Origin of the sequence: Geobacillus sp. WSUCF1, assembly GCF_000422025.1 — a bacterium.
GTDB lineage: Bacteria > Bacillota > Bacilli > Bacillales > Anoxybacillaceae > Geobacillus > Geobacillus zalihae.
In genome coordinates, this window is the sequence record NZ_ATCO01000021.1 from 45,798 (window position 1) to 62,060 (window position 16,263).

Consider the following 16,263-nt stretch of genomic DNA (forward strand, 5'->3'; position numbering starts at 1 on the left):
CGGGCGCCGTCTATGATGAAAGGACGCCCGTCTCTAGCTGTCGCCCGAGCGAAAAGAGGCGGTTTGGTTACGCCGTTCGCCCGGGCGCTTTTGTTGCTTGATGCTGCTTTTCTTTGACAGTGGAATAGATGAATAAGAGAACCAAGACGGCCACGCAGAGAAGCGAACCGATTCGATGCTCTCTTTGAAGCAAAAAGCCAAGCCAAATCGCCCCGAGCGCCCCGACCGCCGCCATCGTTGTGTACGGAAACCCTTTCGTTCGGAAAAACGGCTTCGTTTTGTAGTGCGGCCGCAGCTTCAGCTGAGCGGCGCCGATCATCATCCAAACGATGAGCACCGTAAACCCAGGAATCGTCATCAATTCCCCGATGATCCGCCCGGGCGCCAAGTAGGCGCCGATCACGCCAGCGGCGATGCAGATGGCGACCATGCCCATCCCGTACAGCGGAACCCCGTGTTTCGTCGTCCGCTGCAAGCGGCGGCTTGCTTCTCCTTGTTCAGCCATGGTGTACAGCAACCGAGAAGTCGCATAGACGCCTGTATTGGCCGCCGATAAGACGGCAATGAGCAACACCGCGTTCATGACATGGGCCGCGCCGGGCAACCCGATCGCTTCCAACACTTGGACAAAGGGGCTGTTCGTTTCCGAAACGGTGTTCCATGGCATAATGCCGCAAATGATGGCCATTGGCAAAAGATAAAAGCCGACAACCCGCCAGATTGTGGTGCGAATGACGCGCGGCAGCACCTGCTCGGCGTCTTTCATCTCCGTCACCGCCACCCCGATCAGCTCCGCTCCGCCATAGGAAAACATCACGATAAGCAAGGCGCTGAGCGTTCCGGCAAACCCGTGCGGAAACCATCCGCCGTCGCCGGCAGACGGAAACGAGCCGCTTATGCCGCTTGGGATCACGCCAGCCCATACGCCCGCCCCGAGCACGATAAACACCACTAGCGCCGCCACTTTCAGGCCGGCCAGCCAAAATTCCGCTTCCCCGTAATACTTCACAGGGAAAAGATTCAACCCCATGATCAGACACGCGCACAGGAGGGCAAGCAGCCATAACGGCGCAGACGGAAACCAATAGCTCAGGAAACTGCCGGCAGCCAGCAGTTCGACAACAGTGACCAACGTCCAATTGATCCAATACAGCCAGCCGACGATCCATGACAGGCGAAAGCCAAACGCCCGGCGGATCAAATGTTGAACGTTCGAACCTCTGTCAACGATTGTCGAAAAAAGGCATCGCAACATGGAAATGTTTCGTTATACTGGAAATAGAAATGATGTGCAAAAAGGAGATTAAGAGAATGCTTCCTCATAGAGGCAAACCCATTTCATCAAAAGCAGTCATCGTGTGGCGCCTCACTGGGGCGCTTGGGGCATTGGCTTCTGGCGTGGCGATCGGGGGAGTCATGTGGTTGCTCTCGCAGTTCCATGCTCCTCCTTGGTTATTGATAGTGTTGGTCGGCGTTTGGGTGGTGCAAGCCATTGTATGGGTCGTCTGGCTCCCGCCGTTGCGCCAAAGACGTTGGCGCTATGGCATTCGCGAAGAAGAGATTGACATTCAGCGAGGAGTCTGGTCTACGAGACGGACTTTGATCCCGATGGCTCGCGTTCAGTACGTCGATGTGCGACAAGGTCCGCTTCTCAAGCGGTACGGGTTGGCTTCCATCGCGGTGTTCACAGCGGCGGCTGCCCATGAAATTCCCGCTCTTCCGATGGAAGAAGCGGAGCAGCTTTGCCGCTTGATTGCCGAGTGGGCGAAGGTGGCGGATGACGATGACGCCTAGACGCCGCCTTCATCCTGTTGCGATTATGGCGGGAGTCGGAAAAGAGCTGAAAAATATGGTCATTCCGCTCCTTGTGATCATGGTGGCTGGCAGCCGCAACCGCTTCTCTTGGAGGGATTTCATCGTGCCGCTGGCGGCTGTCGTATACACGGTGGTGATGGGTGTTCTTTCTTGGATCCGCTTTACGTACGCTTGGGATGAAGACCGCTTGCTCGTGGAAGAAGGCGTGTTTGTCCGCAAAAGACGTTCGATTCCGTTCGAGCGCATCCATGGGATTTCGGTGACAGAGGGCATATGGCAACGGATGGCGGGAGTGGTTCAAGTACATGTTGAGGCGGCGGGCGATGCCCTCGGTGAAGCAGAAGTGACGCTTCGGGCCATATCAAAGGAAGAAGCCCGCCGCCTGCAACGATGCGTGGAACAGGCGAAAAACAAGGCGGAAAACGCCGCCCATCCGGAACCATCCGCGAACCGCCCACATCCTGCTCTGTTTACCTTATCGATGAAAGAAGTATGGATGGCTTCGTTGACAAGCGGCGGCACGCTTGGCGTGGTTGCCGCGTTATGTGCGTTTTTGTCACAATTAGGCGACTTCATTCCATATGAGGCGCTCATCCGTGATCTTCAGTCGACATGGAACGGACATGGAGGATGGTATATTGCCCTATTCATCTTGTCGCTTCTCTTGGCCGCTTATGGAGTAGCTATCGTACAAAACATGATCCGGTACGCTTCGTTTGTCGTGCGGAAACAAGAAGACACGATTGTCATTGCCCGCGGATGGCTGGAACGAAAAGCGGTGTCCGTCCCAGTTGCCCGCGTCCAAGGTGTCGTGATTCATGAGAATTGGCTGCGCCGTTTGTTTGGGTACGCCTCTGTGTCCTTGATTCATGCCGGTGGGAGGCTCGATGGCGGCGGAGCAGGGGATGTTGTTCTTTGTCCGTTTGTCGAAAAGAGGAGAGTTGCGTCGATCATTCAAGCTTGTTTGCCCGAGTACGATCTCGGCGTTCCTTTTTCTCCATTGCCCAAGCGCGCGAAACGCCGTTACATGCTTCGTCCGCTTGTTTGGCTCGTGATTCCCGCCATCTTGGCGGCATATATAGAACGCCCATGGGGGGCGGCTGTGTTGGTGGTGTTGCCGCTCGGGGCATGGATCGGCATCCGTCGCTTTCAAATCGCGGGATGGTCGCTTTCGTCGAAGCAGCTGGCGCTTCGAAGCGGATGGTTTCGGCAAACGACGACGTATATCTTGAAACGTCACGTTCAATCGCTTGAAACATCAGCGACGTGGTGGCAAAAGCGAAAACGGCTGGCGACCATTTCCATTGCCGTCATGCCGCTTGGCACCCGCGTCCGCGTCGTGGATGTGGATGAAGCGGATGCGGCTTCGGTCTACCGCTGGCTGCAAGGGAAAAGGAGGAAGCAAACATGATGAGAGCCTCTTTTCATGGGATCATCCTTGCGTTTGGGCTCATGTTGCCGCTGGGGGTGCAAAACGTGTTCATTTGGACCCAAGGACGATCCAGCGGCGTTGACGGCACGCCTTGCCGGCGGTGCTGACCGCGTCGTTGTGTGATGCGTTGTGGATTTTACTCCCTTGAATCCAAAGCGAAGAGGCGGGAACACTCCCGCCTCTTCGCTATTGAGAGGTTTTCGTCTTTTTGAATAGAGACCATAATCCCCATTTTGACGGTTTCCCTTCCCCCATAAAAGAGTCTTCTCCATGAATGATGGCGTCATCTTGGATCAAAACGGAGGCGGAAGGAAGGAATGCCGTCGCTTCATAGGTTTCGGAATCTGATTGCTGCCCGTCGGCTGAAATGTCGGATGCCGATGTTGGATCTTGCGTCACCGCCTCTTGGCTGCCGGGAGAAACTAGAGATTCCTGCTTCTCTTTGATTTCCATGTTTGGGTCTGTTTTGTTAGGTCGTTCATCCTCGTTTTTTAACGGGTCCGCTGCTTTATGAGTGCTTTCAAACCTTACTTCATCTGTCTGTGTAAACAATTGGTGGTCCTTTTTCTGTTCCAGCCTTGAAGCGTCTGAGCGTTTTCCTGGATTTGGATCAGTATGATCGTTCTGAACGCTGATATTCAATCGATTGTCCTCATCCTCTGCAGGTGGTGATGAATGCTGGGATGGGTGGCGATGATGGGAAGATGGATGTTCCATTCGGACGCGTTTGATTGGGATCGATTTTTGTGAATATAGATGGGATGCATGAGTTTCTTTGCGTTTCACAGGTGAGACAACAATGGGTTGGTTGGTTCCATCCATAAACTCCTGTAATTTTAAAAAACTGTTAGGGGGTGGCGGCGCCTTTTCCGTTTGCATGTTTGTTGAAAAGGGATTAGCTGATTGGATCGGTGATGTTGCCGGTTCTTTCGATTTCTCATCAGAGGATGCCGTTAACCGCTCCATGAGTCGGGACAGCATCTCCTTCAATTCAATTGTATCGTCATTTGGCGATTCCTTGGGTGGGTCATTCCGCGATCGGGTTAAGTCGGCGATTTGGTTCGAGAGATGTTTGATCTCACTGGCAAAACTCGTGACCTTTTCCATCATCAACTCCAGCTCCATTTGTTGGGTGAAAATATGTTTTTGCAGCGTCAAGGAGTCTTTTTGTCGTTCGATCTCGATTTTGGATAGTTTGTCTTGGATTTGTTGCATTTGCTTCGTAAACACTCCGATGTCTTTTTCCAATGCTTCAATTTTCGGGATGTTGCTTACATTGTTTTGCAGGTTGGAAACATCTTTGGCCATTTTCTCTATTTGTCCCTTCATCGTATTGTAATCTTTTTCTAGTCGCTCTAGCCAAGATGCCCATGAATCGATCGATTCGTTCATAAACGAAAGGGTCCCGTCCTTTCGCAGTCGATTTTTTTCTTTTGTTTTTTTTCGTTCTTCATTCCATTCCGTTTCCTTTTGTTGAAACGCCTTCAGTGTCGCTTCTAAAGACTGGATGTGTTTTTGATTGGCTTCCGCTTGTTCTTGCCAGTAGGCGCATGTTGTTTTCCATTGCTCCATCTCCTGCCGCAGCCATTCTTTTTCTTCCTCCATTGTTTTCAATGCTTCCGATAAGCGCTCGATCTCATTCTTTTGCTCGGACAGCAGCTCTTCATAACGGCGGCATTGTCCGATGAGTTCATCATGCTTCGCCTGGAGTTCATCCTTTTCCATGTGAAGACGCTCCCATTCTTCTTGAGAGCCTAATGAAGCGAGCAGTGTTTTGTATTTGTCCAATTCTGATTTCAGATGGATGATTTTTTGCTGCAATTGGGTGGTTTTTTGCTCCTTGCTCATGTCCATCACCTTTTTCCGCATGTCATGGTAGCCATTATATGCAGATATTGAAAAACGGGTGCCCTGCTTGCTCATGCATGAACCATATCATTTTTGTTTTCAAAAATGAATAAAAATAGTTGTTTTTACTATAACTTGTATTTCTCCCCATCATACTATAGAGTAGCCTGACAAAAATTCATGAAAGAAAGGATTGGTTCTATGCCTATCAATTTAGAGCAATTTGCTCAACAATTTGATCCAGAGTGCATTCAAGTGTGCAAAGTCTATGACTGGACGACACACGTTGTACAGCTGGCGCAAGACATCACATTCACATTCCCAAGCGGTTCGTTGGATGGAGTCACGGTTTCCCAAGTCAGCTGTTCGGTCACATTGTTGGAGTGTGGGGAAGACGCCCCTCGCCGGGATATTGAGTGCACGGTCGGCAATCAAATTGTGACGCTGCAAGCCGTCACCTTAAGCAAAACGATTCAAGTCGTGTTGGAGGTAACGGGAACGAACGCAACGGGCGCTCAAGTGACCGTCGTCAGCAACCCCGCGTTAATCACAACCAGCGAGGAAGTCATCCTTTGCGCTCCAGAAGGCACAACGGTGTGCTGCAACGCTGTACAAAACACCTTTAATAGTTGCCGGGTCGGGGCGTTTACGCAAAGCGGAAACAGCATTACGGCGAATATTTCGATCCGCATTTGCCAAAGCATTGTCGTGACCTTTGAAGTTATTTTGGAAGTCGCTGCACGGTTCTGCCAACCCCGCCCGGAAATCATCTGCGAAGAAGAATGCCCGGTGGATGTCTTTCCGCCGCAATGCCCCGCTGTGTTTCCTGCAATGTAAAAAACACGTCTCTAGTTGCGGAAAAAAAGAGGAGATGTTCTCCTCTTTTTTTCATACATATACATTTAAGAAATGGAAAAGTGACGTCATAAGAGGGGGAAAGATGATGGATTCGATTCTCGAGTTGGAACAGAAAATACAATCGATTGAGAAAGAACTTCGCGCTGTTAAACAAGCCGTAACGGAAATGAGACAGTTGCCGAAACAAGTCTTATCAGATGAAATTTGTGTGATTTGCTACTTCACCTATTCCTTATTGCTTCCGAAGGCAGGCGGGCAAAAAGGGATCATTGCCGGGAACTTTGTGATCCGCAATATGGGATCTTCTCCTTTGGAGAACCCCTATATTTGCCTGCGGGTTTCCCCAAAAGAACACGTGGCGTTATCGGCAAAGTTAGGAGGCGGCATTCAATACGATCGCCGTCTCAATCCGCTTGTCATGGAAGCTTGGCAATATATGAATGAGGAGGCAGAGAACATCGCGGAAGAGAAGGGAGAATTTTGGCTAAAGCCGGTTCATGTGTCACGCATTGAGCCAGGGCAAACGCTCTCTTTTTCTAATTTCCAATTTCAAGTCGGTAAGCGTGAAATCTCGACCACTTACAAAGCGGACGGATTTTTTTTCTGCCAACAGCTGCCTAATGGAGTGCGAGCATTGAACCATATTGTCGTCCATGCTTGACAGCCTGAAGACCTACGCGCCATAAAGCAAAAACAACCGGCTCAGAGGGCAATCGCCTTTCGCTGAGCCGGTTTTGCTGGGTTATACGCTGCGAACAACAAGAGCGTTCAAGGCGCGAGTTTCTGCTGTGATGCCGCTTAGCAAGGTGGATAAAATCCCACCGTTCGTTTCAATGACAATGCGATAGACATGCGTCCCTACGCCCGGTGCGTCGACCCATGTCAAGTTCGGGAAAAGTGTTGTATTCGCAGCGAGTGAGAGTACGGGTAGAAGGGATTCGACATCAAGTGACGCAATTGGGACAAAAGCTCCTCCGTTTGTTGACCGTTCCAGCCTATAGGTGATCCCTGTCAAAGTAGCGCCGGATAGAAGGGCTAAAACAGCCAGTTCCAACTCAACCATCGAATCGAGCTTGACGCGGTCGCCGCTGAGGGTCGTAATCGGCTGCAAACGAAGCACTTCCGTGACGGCAGTTCCGGTCAGAGGAATGGTAATGGGCAAATCCGTTGAAGACTGCGTAAAGAACAATTGGGGAAACAATCCACCATTGCACACACAAACCATTCGTCTATCATCCTTTCCTAGTTTAGATTTGGTACTACTGTATTAAATGATAATGTTTAAAAAAATGATTAAGATTAATAACTATTTTTCTATAAAATGGTGTAATCATCCATGATGTAAGAGGGTGGGTATGACGAGCAACGGGACGTCAGCCTTTTGGCACCACGCTTTAAAAGAAATCAGGTTAATTACTTTTAGCTTGGATGCATGATCAAGACCGATTTCCGGAGAGTGATGTTAGGTTCTTATTTTTTCATATTAGGCGATGGACCTATGCATAATGTTTACAGGATACGTATATATACAGTATGAACACCCCTTATGGATAAAAAAACAGGGAGGCGTTATTGAGATATGACGTTATATGGCATGAATGACCATTCCATCCCTTCGCGCTCCAACGATGAATTGGCGCCGTTAATTGGGAAGACCGTCACTATTTATCGTGGAGGTCCGGAATCCAAAACCGGTAAATTGCTTGATGCCCAATCCGACTATCTTTCCCTTATGGACGGGTCATCCGTCATTTATTATGCACTGCACCATGTTCAAAGCATCACCGAAAACGCCAAACAGAATTCGATCCCTTCTGCTTCCGATTTGGCCAACCTGCCCGATACGGAGATCCCTGCGAGGTTCAGTTGCTTTCATGAACTGTTACAACATTTGGTCGATGCTTATATTCAAGTCAATCAAGGTGGGCCTGAATCTAAACAAGGGACATTATTAGGCGTCAATGACGACCATATTGTCCTGTTCACCCAGGATGATGGGGTGGTGTTTTATCATCTTCAGCATATTAAAAGTATCAGCCTGCTTATCAAACGTGAAGAAACCACACCAGAAGCCGGCTCATCAGCAAACGAAGCGGCGGACAACGTTTCTCCATCATCGGCAGATCATGTTTCTCCATCACCAGAGGACGCCTCTAAACATCAGGAAACGCTCTCTCCTCCTCCATATGTCAACGCACAAAATTTGTCGGATTTATTAGCCCATTTAACGCATACATGGGTGGCCATAAACCGAGGAGGACCTGAAGCGATTGAAGGGATTCTTGTTCCCGGCGGCAGCGGATATTATACGATTGTCAATGGAAATGAAATTATTCGAGTTCATCCTCATCACATCAAAAGCATCAGTTGCGGCCCCAAGGGAGCATTTCAAGCGGTGACGGCGGGAGAACGCCAAGGAGACGGCGAGAACCAGGGAGAACAAAAACAGCAGGAGTCGCAAGCATCCCACCAGGAGAAAAAAGGGGAAAAGGAAGACGAACAGCATAAGAAGGAGAAAGAAAAGAAAAAGAAGGGGGAGGAAAAGGCCAAAGACGACAAGAAAACAGATTCCGCTGAGACAAAAGAAGAGAAGAGTGAAAAGGAGAAGAAAGGAAAGGAAGAAAACCACAAGATGAAAAAACACGAGGAAGACAAGAATAAAGAGAAAAAAAGGCGACCCTCATGAAAAATCAAAGAAAAAAGATGAGGAGAAGCCGAAAAAAGAGGATCAAAACCACAAACATGACTAACGTGCAACAGGCGGCATTCACCTGAAATCAAAAAGGATGAGAGGCAATGGATCCATTAAAAACACTGTTAGGAAAACATGTGAAAATGGAGATTTCCGGGGGGACAACGGTTCAAGGGGTTCTTGTCGACTTTGGGTTGGATATTGTGGTGATCTATACAGGAAAAGAATATTTGTATGTCCCCCATTTGCATATTCATTACATTAAACGCCACACCAATCCCTCTTTCGAAATCGCTAGTCCTTTTCCAGAAGTCCCGTTGCAGGAAGAATCGGGAATCTCTTATCGAAAAACGTTATTAAATGCCAAAGGTCGATTTGTTGAAATTTATGTCATTGGAAATAAATCAATCCATGGCTATATTACCAATGTGTTCAATGATTACTTCGTTTTTTATTCACCGGTTTATAAAGCCATGCTCATTTCGCTGAATCATTTAAAATGGTTGACTCCTTACCAGAAAAATATCACGCCTTACACATTAGGAAACGATGTGCTGCCAGTGCAGCCAACTCCGCTTTCCCTGCAACGGTCCTTAGAAGAACAGCTCAAAAAGATGGAGGGACAATTAGTCATTTTCGATTTGGGCGATCATCCAATGAAAATCGGCTTGTTAAAACGCGTACAAAACAATATTGCCGAACTTGTCACAGCGGGTGGAGATTCGATTTATTGGAAGGTGATTCATTTAAAGACCATCCATTCTCCATCTTGACCCCCCTCCTTACGGTTTCTTCGTTTAAGAAGGGCGGGTTTTCTCGATCAGGATGATCCATAAAGAAGGAGGACGCTGCAAGAGAATGGAGCGAACAAGGCTGTACAATGAACCGGAGATTTACATGCGCATCACCGACTTTCTCCCTATTCCAAACAGAAACGGGTTGACAGGATGGCGCGTGGCACATTCGACTGAGAAGCGTTTCACTACTGTGTTGGCATGCAAAAAATCCCTCCTAGCATCATGAAGCAAAAGGAGGGATTTTTTATGGGTTTACATAAATAGAATGGAAATCCAACTATATAGCATAGCAAGCGTAAAGACAACAGTCGGTGGAATGACGAGCAAGGTAATTTTGATATAGGCTGTCCATGAAACGGGACAGCGATGTTGATGTAAAATATGCATCCATAGCAAGGTAGCGAGCGTTCCCGTCGGCAAAAGGAGCGAACCGATATCGCTGCCGATGATCATCGAGGCGTAAGCGCCTTGGCAATAAGCGGATCCATGCTCATTTCTGTCAACGACAAGGTTCCAATCATGAGGGCAGGATGGTTATTAAATAGATTGGATAAGACAGACAGCATCGATCCCATGACAAACATCGAGGGAAACATATCCGACGCGTGCAATCCCGACAGCTTTGTCACATAATGGCTCAACCCGATGTGGTTCAGACCGTAAATGATGACATACATCCCGAAAGCAAACACAAGGATGTGCCAAGGTGCTTTTCTCAATACATCGTACGGGCTCATCTTTAAAGCATACCATCGCCATCCTAATAGTACACATGATCCTGTGAGCGCGACCACTTCAATGGGAATATGCATGTATGAAGCGGCAAACAGGCTCAACCGGATGGTTAGCACGAACAGAAGAATCATCTTCATTTTGTTTTCCGATACTTTCATCTCATCGTAGGCGGAACGGTTCTGCAAAGGATGATGAAAAAACGAGAGGGGAGTAATAGGAACCGCCATTGGTGGCAATGTTTTCGGGATATCGTGATAAAAAACGAGAAACAACAACCCCAGCAAAAACAACAGCCCAAGCACTGAGGGAACAAACATCATCGCTGTCTGCATGTATAAGTTCATATCGATGATTTTTAATGAAATTAAATTGACCATGTTGCTTACGCCGATCGGGGCGCTCGAGGCGGTGGCAATCAACGCTCCGCTGATGAGATACGGTAATTTCTGATGTTTTTTTAGCTGAAAGCTGTTTAAAAGCAACAGTAAAATCGGCGTCGTGATCATGATGCTGCCGTCATTGTTAAAAAAAAGCGTCATCAGAAAACAAAGAGCGTTGGTGTACCAAAATAACCGGATCCCTGACCCATTGGAACGCTGGGCAAGAAGAGAAGCGATCCAATGAAAAAAACCGATGCTTTCGAGCACAAGTGCCATGACAAGAGTTGAAATGATGGTCATGGCCGCCCCGCTTACTTTGATGCTAATATCCATGAGATGAGACGCGTTCACCGCTCCGCTGGCGATGACGATTAGCGCACCGATGGTTGCGGGAATGGCCTCATTCATTCCTTTAGGGCGCCAGTAAATGAGCATGATCGTAAAGAAAAAGGCAAAGAGGACCATAGCTGGTGTAATAGACATCACTCCTTTCGCGTTTTTCCGATTTCTTTTGTTCCGTTCATCTCTTTCCATTGTCTATATATGTCTATATAGCTTGTTTGTACTGTATATATATGTGTCCTAAAATCATCTTGTCCTGTGCTATTCGTGCAATTTCTGCAAAATCCGCATTTGTTCGCCAAAGTTGATAGTCCAAGGAAAGTGGACGTACAGGAGAAAGACAGCAGCATTATTTCAAGCATGGGATGAACAAACGTTTCTCAGCCAAGCAATAGAGCTTGCGTGAATAAAAGCTGACAAAGGCAAAGTACAGTAAAACGAGAGGCAAATGTCTCGGCAGGTCATATGCCTGTTCATGTTTTCTGTCCATACGTTAAGAAGGACGCATCGAAGCTTCGTCTGAACCAAAAAAGGCGTGAAAAAACGGGACGTGTGCGCATCCATGACCGATATGAAACAGTGGCATGATCTTTCCATCAACTCCGTCAGATGTTAGAGTACAAAGCCCGTGTTATATGTAAATAAAAAGTGATGGTCGTTGATTCTAACCTGAAAAGAGCGCTTTAACAAAAAAAGGCGGCAGGCTGATCTCGTGCCGCATTTGGAAGGGAATGGGGCAAAGGTTGTGTTCGTCGACAACATTTATGTTTATGGGCGCAGCCAGGGAGAAAGGTAACAGAGGATACGCCGAAAAACCCCCATACCAAGAAAGGAAAAATTCGCTTGCAGCTGAATAGGATGCTTATAGAAGCGCATCAGAGAGGAGTGCCAACTCTTATTTGCCATTTTCCTGATTTTTATGGACCGAATGAATAAAATCGCAAAGTTGCGAATCCAAATGTCGATTTGAATGAATAACCCGGCCGTCATAATCGTTTGAATAAAGCGGTTTCGCAAAAGCGAACCCATGGATGGATGGACTGGTTGCTGTCATAGCAGTTGTATATCCTCCTTTTTATGAAATGAACCCGTTTCCATGCTTATTTGACCTCTGCTCCTTTTTCGTTGGCCAAGCGCCAGTCGCAAACAAATATTGTATGTAAAAAATATTTTTTATCCTTTACTACTAAATATTAATTTATTATAATTTTAATGTACGAATCATTATCAATTCTAGTTGGCAGAAAAAGCAACTAGAAAGATAATGGTGATATTTGAATATGGAAAGGGGAAGAGGAAATGAAAAACCAAAACCAACACAACACTTCCAAATGCCCGTATCACGGCAGCGTCACAAGCTACAACTCAAATCGAACAACCAATAAAGACTGGTGGCCGAACCAGCTGAACTTAAGCATTCTCCATCAACACGACCGAAAAACAAATCCTCATGATGAAGAGTTCAATTATGCCGAGGAGTTTCAAAAACTCGACTATTGGGCGCTCAAAGAAGATTTGCGCAAACTGATGACCGAAAGCCAAGATTGGTGGCCGGCCGATTATGGCCATTACGGCCCGCTGTTCATCCGCATGGCGTGGCATTCGGCGGGAACGTACCGCATCGGCGACGGCCGCGGCGGCGGTTCGACCGGCACGCAGCGCTTTGCCCCGTTAAACAGCTGGCCGGATAACGCCAACTTGGATAAAGCGCGGCGGTTGCTGTGGCCGATCAAGAAAAAATACGGCAACAAAATTTCTTGGGCTGACTTGATGATTTTGGCCGGCAATGTCGCCATTGAATCGATGGGCGGAAAAACGATAGGGTTTGGCGGCGGTCGTGTCGATGTCTGGCATCCGGAAGAAGATATTTACTGGGGAGCGGAAAAAGAGTGGCTCGCCTCTGAACGCCATTCCGACGATGGTGAGCTTGAACATCCGCTCGCCGCGTCAGTCATGGGGTTAATCTATGTCAATCCAGAAGGGCCGGACGGCAAGCCGGATCCGAAAGCAGCGGCGCGTGATATTCGCGAGACGTTCCGTCGCATGGGGATGAACGATGAAGAAACGGTCGCCTTGATCGCCGGCGGCCATACATTCGGCAAGGCGCATGGCGCCGGTCCTGCCACACACGTCGGTCCTGAGCCGGAAGCCGCACCGATTGAAGCCCAAGGGTTAGGTGGATGAGTTCTTACGGAAAAGGGAAAGGAAGCGACACGATCACAAGCGGCATTGAAGGTGCCTGGACGCCGACGCCAACTCAATGGGATATGTCGTATTTCGACATGCTGTTTGGCTATGACTGGTGGCTGACGAAGAGCCCAGCCGGGGCATGGCAATGGATGGCGGTCGATCCGAATGAAAAGGATTTGGCGCCTGATGCCGAGGATCCGTCGAAGAAAGTGCCGACGATGATGATGACGACCGACTTGGCGCTGCGGTTTGACCCAGAATACGAAAAAATCGCCCGCCGTTTCCATCAAAATCCAGAAGAATTTGCGGAGGCGTTTGCCCGGGCATGGTTCAAGCTTACCCATAGAGATATGGGACCGAAAACGAGATATCTCGGCCCGGAAGTTCCGAAAGAAGATTTCATCTGGCAAGATCCGATTCCAGAAGTCAATTACGAATTGACAGAAGCGGAAATTGAAGAAATCAAAGCCAAAATTTTGAACTCCGGGCTGACGGTCAGTGAACTTGTGAAAACAGCTTGGGCCTCGGCCAGCACGTTCCGTCACTCCGATAAGCGCGGCGGAGCCAACGGTGCCCGCATTCGTCTTGCACCGCAAAACGAGTGGGAAGTGAACGAACCGGAGCGGCTCGCGAAAGTGCTGTCCATCTATGAGGACATTCAACGCGAACTGCCGAAAAAAGTAAGCATCGCCGATTTGATTGTCCTTGGCGGCAGCGCTGCGGTGGAAAAGGCAGCCCGCGACGCTGGCTTTGATGTCAAAGTGCCATTTTCCCCCGGCCGCGGCGATGCGACACAAGAACAAACCGATGTCGAGAGCTTTGCGGTATTAGAACCGTTTGCGGACGGCTTCCGCAACTATCAAAAGCAAGAGTACAGCGTTCCACCGGAAGAACTGCTCGTTGACAAAGCGCAGCTCCTTGGGCTGACCGCCCCAGAAATGACGGTCTTAGTTGGCGGTTTGCGCGTGTTAGGCGCGAACTATCGCGATCTGCCTCACGGCGTCTTCACCGACCGCATCGGGGTGCTGACGAACGACTTCTTTGTCAACTTAGTCGACATGAACTATGAATGGGTGCCGACAGACAGCGGCATTTATGAAATCCGCGACCGGAAAACGGGCGAAGTGCGGTGGACGGCCACCCGGGTTGACCTTATTTTCGGAGCCAACTCGATCCTTCGTTCGTACGCCGAATTTTACGCCCAAGACGACAACCAAGAAAAATTTGTCCGCGACTTTATCAACGCTTGGGTGAAAGTCATGAACGCCGACCGCTTTGACATTCATTTGAAACAAGCCAAAGAGTCGGTCACAGTTTAACCAACAAAAAAAGCAGCTTGTCCGTTTAAGGGGCAAGCTGCTTTTTTATATTCATATCCAGGGATTCTTTCTTAGACTTGTTGTGGATCAAAAGGGAAAGATTCGTTGAAAGGAAACTAGAGCGCTCAATTACCTGTTTTTATGCTTATGTGTCAGAGATTTGCAGAAAGAAAAGAGCCTTCGGAGAATCTTTGAGAATAGTATGTATTTTATTGACAAATTATGTGTTTTTCAGTATGATTGCGGCAGAATCAAATCAAGATCAAATAGCATAGGGAAAGGGACAGGACAAACGTTCACGTCAAAATAAAAAGACAGCTCAGCCTGCCCGACGGTGGCGGGGAAAACAACACCTTCTTTTTATGATTGTAAGGTATAAACATGTTTTAGTCAACACAAAATGAATTTATGTATGGGCTTATAAAGCAGCATATGATTCACAAGAAATAATACGAATTCAAAAGATCATGATTGAGAATCCAGCGATGCCTCTAAAAGAGCTTAGACTCAAGGCAGGCTATCCGAATACCATGAAGAACACACTGATCGGATACAAGGATCAGATTGAAGGGTGGGGTAGGAATTATTCTATTTTATGATTCTCTTAGTTAGTTTTTTTTATCAATAAATATGAATCTTTGACACACAAAGAAAAGAAGGAGTTTTCCCATCATGGACGTTCGAATTCGGGCCATTTATGAAACCCGAGTTCGGCAGTCATGGCCGGCTTCATCTGTAAAATAGATCTGGAAAGGAGCGCCCGATGAGGATACGCAAATGTGCTAGAGCAGTGATCATCAATGAGCGAAACGAAATTCTTCTTCAGCAATTTGAATTTCGGGATGTAGTAGGGAACAAAGTGTTATGGGTTACTCCAGGAGGGGGCATTGAAGAAAACGAGACCCCAGCTGAAGCTTTAAAAAGGGAATTATACGAAGAACTAGGCATAGTGGTTGATCTTCTCGGTGGCCCCATATTCCAACTGGATGTATGGATTGAAGGAAAACAAGGTTCTTTTATTAGCCGGGAAATTTATTATCACGTTACGATCCAATCCGATACGGTGTTGTCTATCGAACATATGACAAAGAACGAAAAAGACACACTGAAAGGACTCAAATGGTGGAGCAAAGACGAATTGCAGAAAATCGACAACTTTGCGCCTCGTGAAATATTGAACTACATATAGTTTTCTGCTTTTCACTGCGCTGCGGTTGCAGCGAGTCGTGGGGGGAGTAGAGGGAATCGTGACGTTCCTTTCTCTCTTTTTCCCATCTTAAGTTAACATAATATAAAGTGAAGGATAAAAAAATGATAAGTCAGTAAGTTTACTTAATAATCAGGTATAAACTTTGATAATTCGTATAAAAAAATGATAATTGTAGCCAAAAAATAAATTGAGTTAATTTATATAAACCCGTGGTGCTAGATAAACTCAAACAAGCATAAAAATAGCCCTTGCATGAGGATCTCCTTAAAATGAAAGTGCAACCAAACATTGAAAAGGAGAATCCCTATGCAAGAGCACTTTCATTTTACTACAGATCAAGCAAAGATTCAAAAGCAATATGCCGCCATTTTCTTTTTTGTCTCTGCCCAACTGTCATCGATTCAGATGTACCTACAGCGTCGCAACCGCCATTTGGTCAAACAGGAAGACGCCGTGGTCATCGCGATTCATCTTTTAGGAAAGTTGCTCGGTTTGACATCCGAACGGGCATGGCATCGCTTTGTCACTGGAAATTTGTTCACAAATGGCTCGTTTCTCGAACGTTCCCGGTACAACCGCCGTTGCCGGGCGCTGCGCTTCGCCATCAAATGGATCGCCGTCGTGAGCAAAACGCGGCCAACATCA

At 47.7% G+C, this 16,263-nt stretch carries 11 protein-coding genes and 4 pseudogenes; 11 read left to right on the forward strand and 4 right to left on the reverse strand.

Annotated features, from left to right (window positions below; genetic code table 11):
* Nucleotides 1-67: 67 nt before the first annotated feature.
* The gene (locus tag I656_RS12890) at nucleotides 68-1,255 is read right to left on the reverse strand and encodes an amino acid permease (RefSeq protein WP_020753956.1); all 1,188 of its coding nucleotides are present in this window, start codon (nucleotides 1,253-1,255) and stop codon (nucleotides 68-70) included.
* A 56-nt stretch (nucleotides 1,256-1,311) separates the two neighbouring features.
* Here I656_RS12890 and I656_RS12885 point away from each other — a divergent pair, with 56 nt between their 5' ends.
* The 3 genes from I656_RS12885 to I656_RS0114695 are packed head-to-tail and all read left to right on the forward strand — an operon-like array spanning nucleotide 1,312 to nucleotide 3,354.
* Nucleotides 1,312-1,794: a PH domain-containing protein gene (locus tag I656_RS12885; RefSeq protein WP_033004777.1), complete on the forward strand. Its 483-nt coding sequence runs from the start codon at nucleotides 1,312-1,314 to the stop codon at nucleotides 1,792-1,794.
* A complete protein-coding gene (locus tag I656_RS12880) occupies nucleotides 1,784-3,226 on the forward strand; it encodes a PH domain-containing protein (protein ID WP_033004779.1) in 1,443 nt (480 codons plus the stop codon). Before I656_RS12885 ends, I656_RS12880 begins: the two co-directional genes overlap by 11 nt.
* Nucleotides 3,223-3,354 carry a hypothetical protein gene (locus I656_RS0114695; RefSeq protein WP_317889386.1) on the forward strand — a complete coding sequence of 44 codons (132 nt, stop codon included), beginning with the start codon at nucleotides 3,223-3,225 and terminating at the stop codon, nucleotides 3,352-3,354. The genes I656_RS12880 and I656_RS0114695 overlap by 4 nt, the downstream gene beginning before the upstream one ends.
* 79 nt (nucleotides 3,355-3,433) lie before the next feature.
* Here I656_RS0114695 and I656_RS12875 read toward each other — a convergent pair whose 3' ends face one another.
* On the reverse strand, nucleotides 3,434-5,095 hold the full coding sequence (locus tag I656_RS12875; protein WP_033004780.1) for a cytosolic protein: 1,662 nt from the start codon (nucleotides 5,093-5,095) through the stop codon (nucleotides 3,434-3,436).
* Nucleotides 5,096-5,296: 201 nt separating this feature from the next.
* Here I656_RS12875 and I656_RS12870 point away from each other — a divergent pair, with 201 nt between their 5' ends.
* Nucleotides 5,297-5,932 (forward strand): hypothetical protein, encoded by a 636-nt coding sequence (locus I656_RS12870; RefSeq protein WP_033004781.1) that lies wholly within the window; start codon nucleotides 5,297-5,299, stop codon nucleotides 5,930-5,932.
* 106 nt (nucleotides 5,933-6,038) lie between these two features.
* Nucleotides 6,039-6,614, forward strand: a complete 576-nt coding sequence (locus tag I656_RS0114700; RefSeq protein ID WP_081212633.1) for a hypothetical protein — start codon at nucleotides 6,039-6,041, stop codon at nucleotides 6,612-6,614.
* A gap of 81 nt (nucleotides 6,615-6,695) precedes the next feature.
* Here the strand turns inward: I656_RS0114700 and I656_RS12865 are convergent, their stop codons facing one another.
* Nucleotides 6,696-7,178, reverse strand: a complete 483-nt coding sequence (locus I656_RS12865; protein WP_020753963.1) for a hypothetical protein — start codon at nucleotides 7,176-7,178, stop codon at nucleotides 6,696-6,698.
* A 354-nt stretch (nucleotides 7,179-7,532) separates the two neighbouring features.
* On the opposite strand from I656_RS12865, the gene I656_RS12860 reads away from it, so the two are divergent.
* Both I656_RS12860 and I656_RS12855 read left to right on the forward strand, forming a co-directional pair.
* Nucleotides 7,533-8,639 carry a hypothetical protein gene (locus tag I656_RS12860; RefSeq protein ID WP_020753965.1) on the forward strand — a complete coding sequence of 369 codons (1,107 nt, stop codon included), beginning with the start codon at nucleotides 7,533-7,535 and terminating at the stop codon, nucleotides 8,637-8,639.
* A gap of 110 nt (nucleotides 8,640-8,749) precedes the next feature.
* Complete coding sequence (locus I656_RS12855; RefSeq protein ID WP_020753966.1) at nucleotides 8,750-9,418, forward strand: hypothetical protein; 669 nt, start codon at nucleotides 8,750-8,752, stop codon at nucleotides 9,416-9,418.
* Nucleotides 9,419-9,694: 276 nt separating this feature from the next.
* Here the strand turns inward: I656_RS12855 and I656_RS0114705 are convergent.
* Nucleotides 9,695-11,022 (reverse strand): annotated as a pseudogene (locus tag I656_RS0114705) (arsenic transporter).
* 607 nt (nucleotides 11,023-11,629) lie between these two features.
* Here I656_RS0114705 and I656_RS18930 point away from each other — a divergent pair.
* From I656_RS18930 to I656_RS12845, 4 genes and pseudogenes are all read left to right on the forward strand, one after another.
* A pseudogene (locus I656_RS18930) lies at nucleotides 11,630-11,829 on the forward strand (short chain dehydrogenase); the annotation flags it as partial.
* Nucleotides 11,830-12,198: 369 nt separating this feature from the next.
* A pseudogene (gene katG / locus I656_RS0114710) lies at nucleotides 12,199-14,408 on the forward strand (catalase/peroxidase HPI).
* A gap of 763 nt (nucleotides 14,409-15,171) precedes the next feature.
* The gene (locus I656_RS12850; RefSeq protein WP_015374844.1) at nucleotides 15,172-15,597 is read left to right on the forward strand and encodes an NUDIX hydrolase; all 426 of its coding nucleotides are present in this window, start codon (nucleotides 15,172-15,174) and stop codon (nucleotides 15,595-15,597) included.
* A gap of 327 nt (nucleotides 15,598-15,924) precedes the next feature.
* A pseudogene (locus I656_RS12845) lies at nucleotides 15,925-16,263 on the forward strand (IS982 family transposase); the annotation flags it as partial.

What these genes read in the sequence shown, in the direction of transcription:
- I656_RS12890 (WP_020753956.1), bottom strand. Translation starts at nt 1,255, where the DNA reads ATGTTGCGATGCCTTTTTTCGACAATCGTTGACAGAGGTTCGAACGTT.
- I656_RS12885 (WP_033004777.1), top strand. Translation starts at nt 1,312, where the DNA reads ATGCTTCCTCATAGAGGCAAACCCATTTCATCAAAAGCAGTCATCGTG.
- I656_RS12880 (WP_033004779.1), top strand. Translation starts at nt 1,784, where the DNA reads ATGACGCCTAGACGCCGCCTTCATCCTGTTGCGATTATGGCGGGAGTC.
- I656_RS0114695 (WP_317889386.1), top strand. Translation starts at nt 3,223, where the DNA reads ATGATGAGAGCCTCTTTTCATGGGATCATCCTTGCGTTTGGGCTCATG.
- I656_RS12875 (WP_033004780.1), bottom strand. Translation starts at nt 5,095, where the DNA reads ATGAGCAAGGAGCAAAAAACCACCCAATTGCAGCAAAAAATCATCCAT.
- I656_RS12870 (WP_033004781.1), top strand. Translation starts at nt 5,297, where the DNA reads ATGCCTATCAATTTAGAGCAATTTGCTCAACAATTTGATCCAGAGTGC.
- I656_RS0114700 (WP_081212633.1), top strand. Translation starts at nt 6,039, where the DNA reads ATGGATTCGATTCTCGAGTTGGAACAGAAAATACAATCGATTGAGAAA.
- I656_RS12865 (WP_020753963.1), bottom strand. Translation starts at nt 7,178, where the DNA reads ATGGTTTGTGTGTGCAATGGTGGATTGTTTCCCCAATTGTTCTTTACG.
- I656_RS12860 (WP_020753965.1), top strand. Translation starts at nt 7,533, where the DNA reads ATGACGTTATATGGCATGAATGACCATTCCATCCCTTCGCGCTCCAAC.
- I656_RS12855 (WP_020753966.1), top strand. Translation starts at nt 8,750, where the DNA reads ATGGATCCATTAAAAACACTGTTAGGAAAACATGTGAAAATGGAGATT.
- I656_RS12850 (WP_015374844.1), top strand. Translation starts at nt 15,172, where the DNA reads ATGAGGATACGCAAATGTGCTAGAGCAGTGATCATCAATGAGCGAAAC.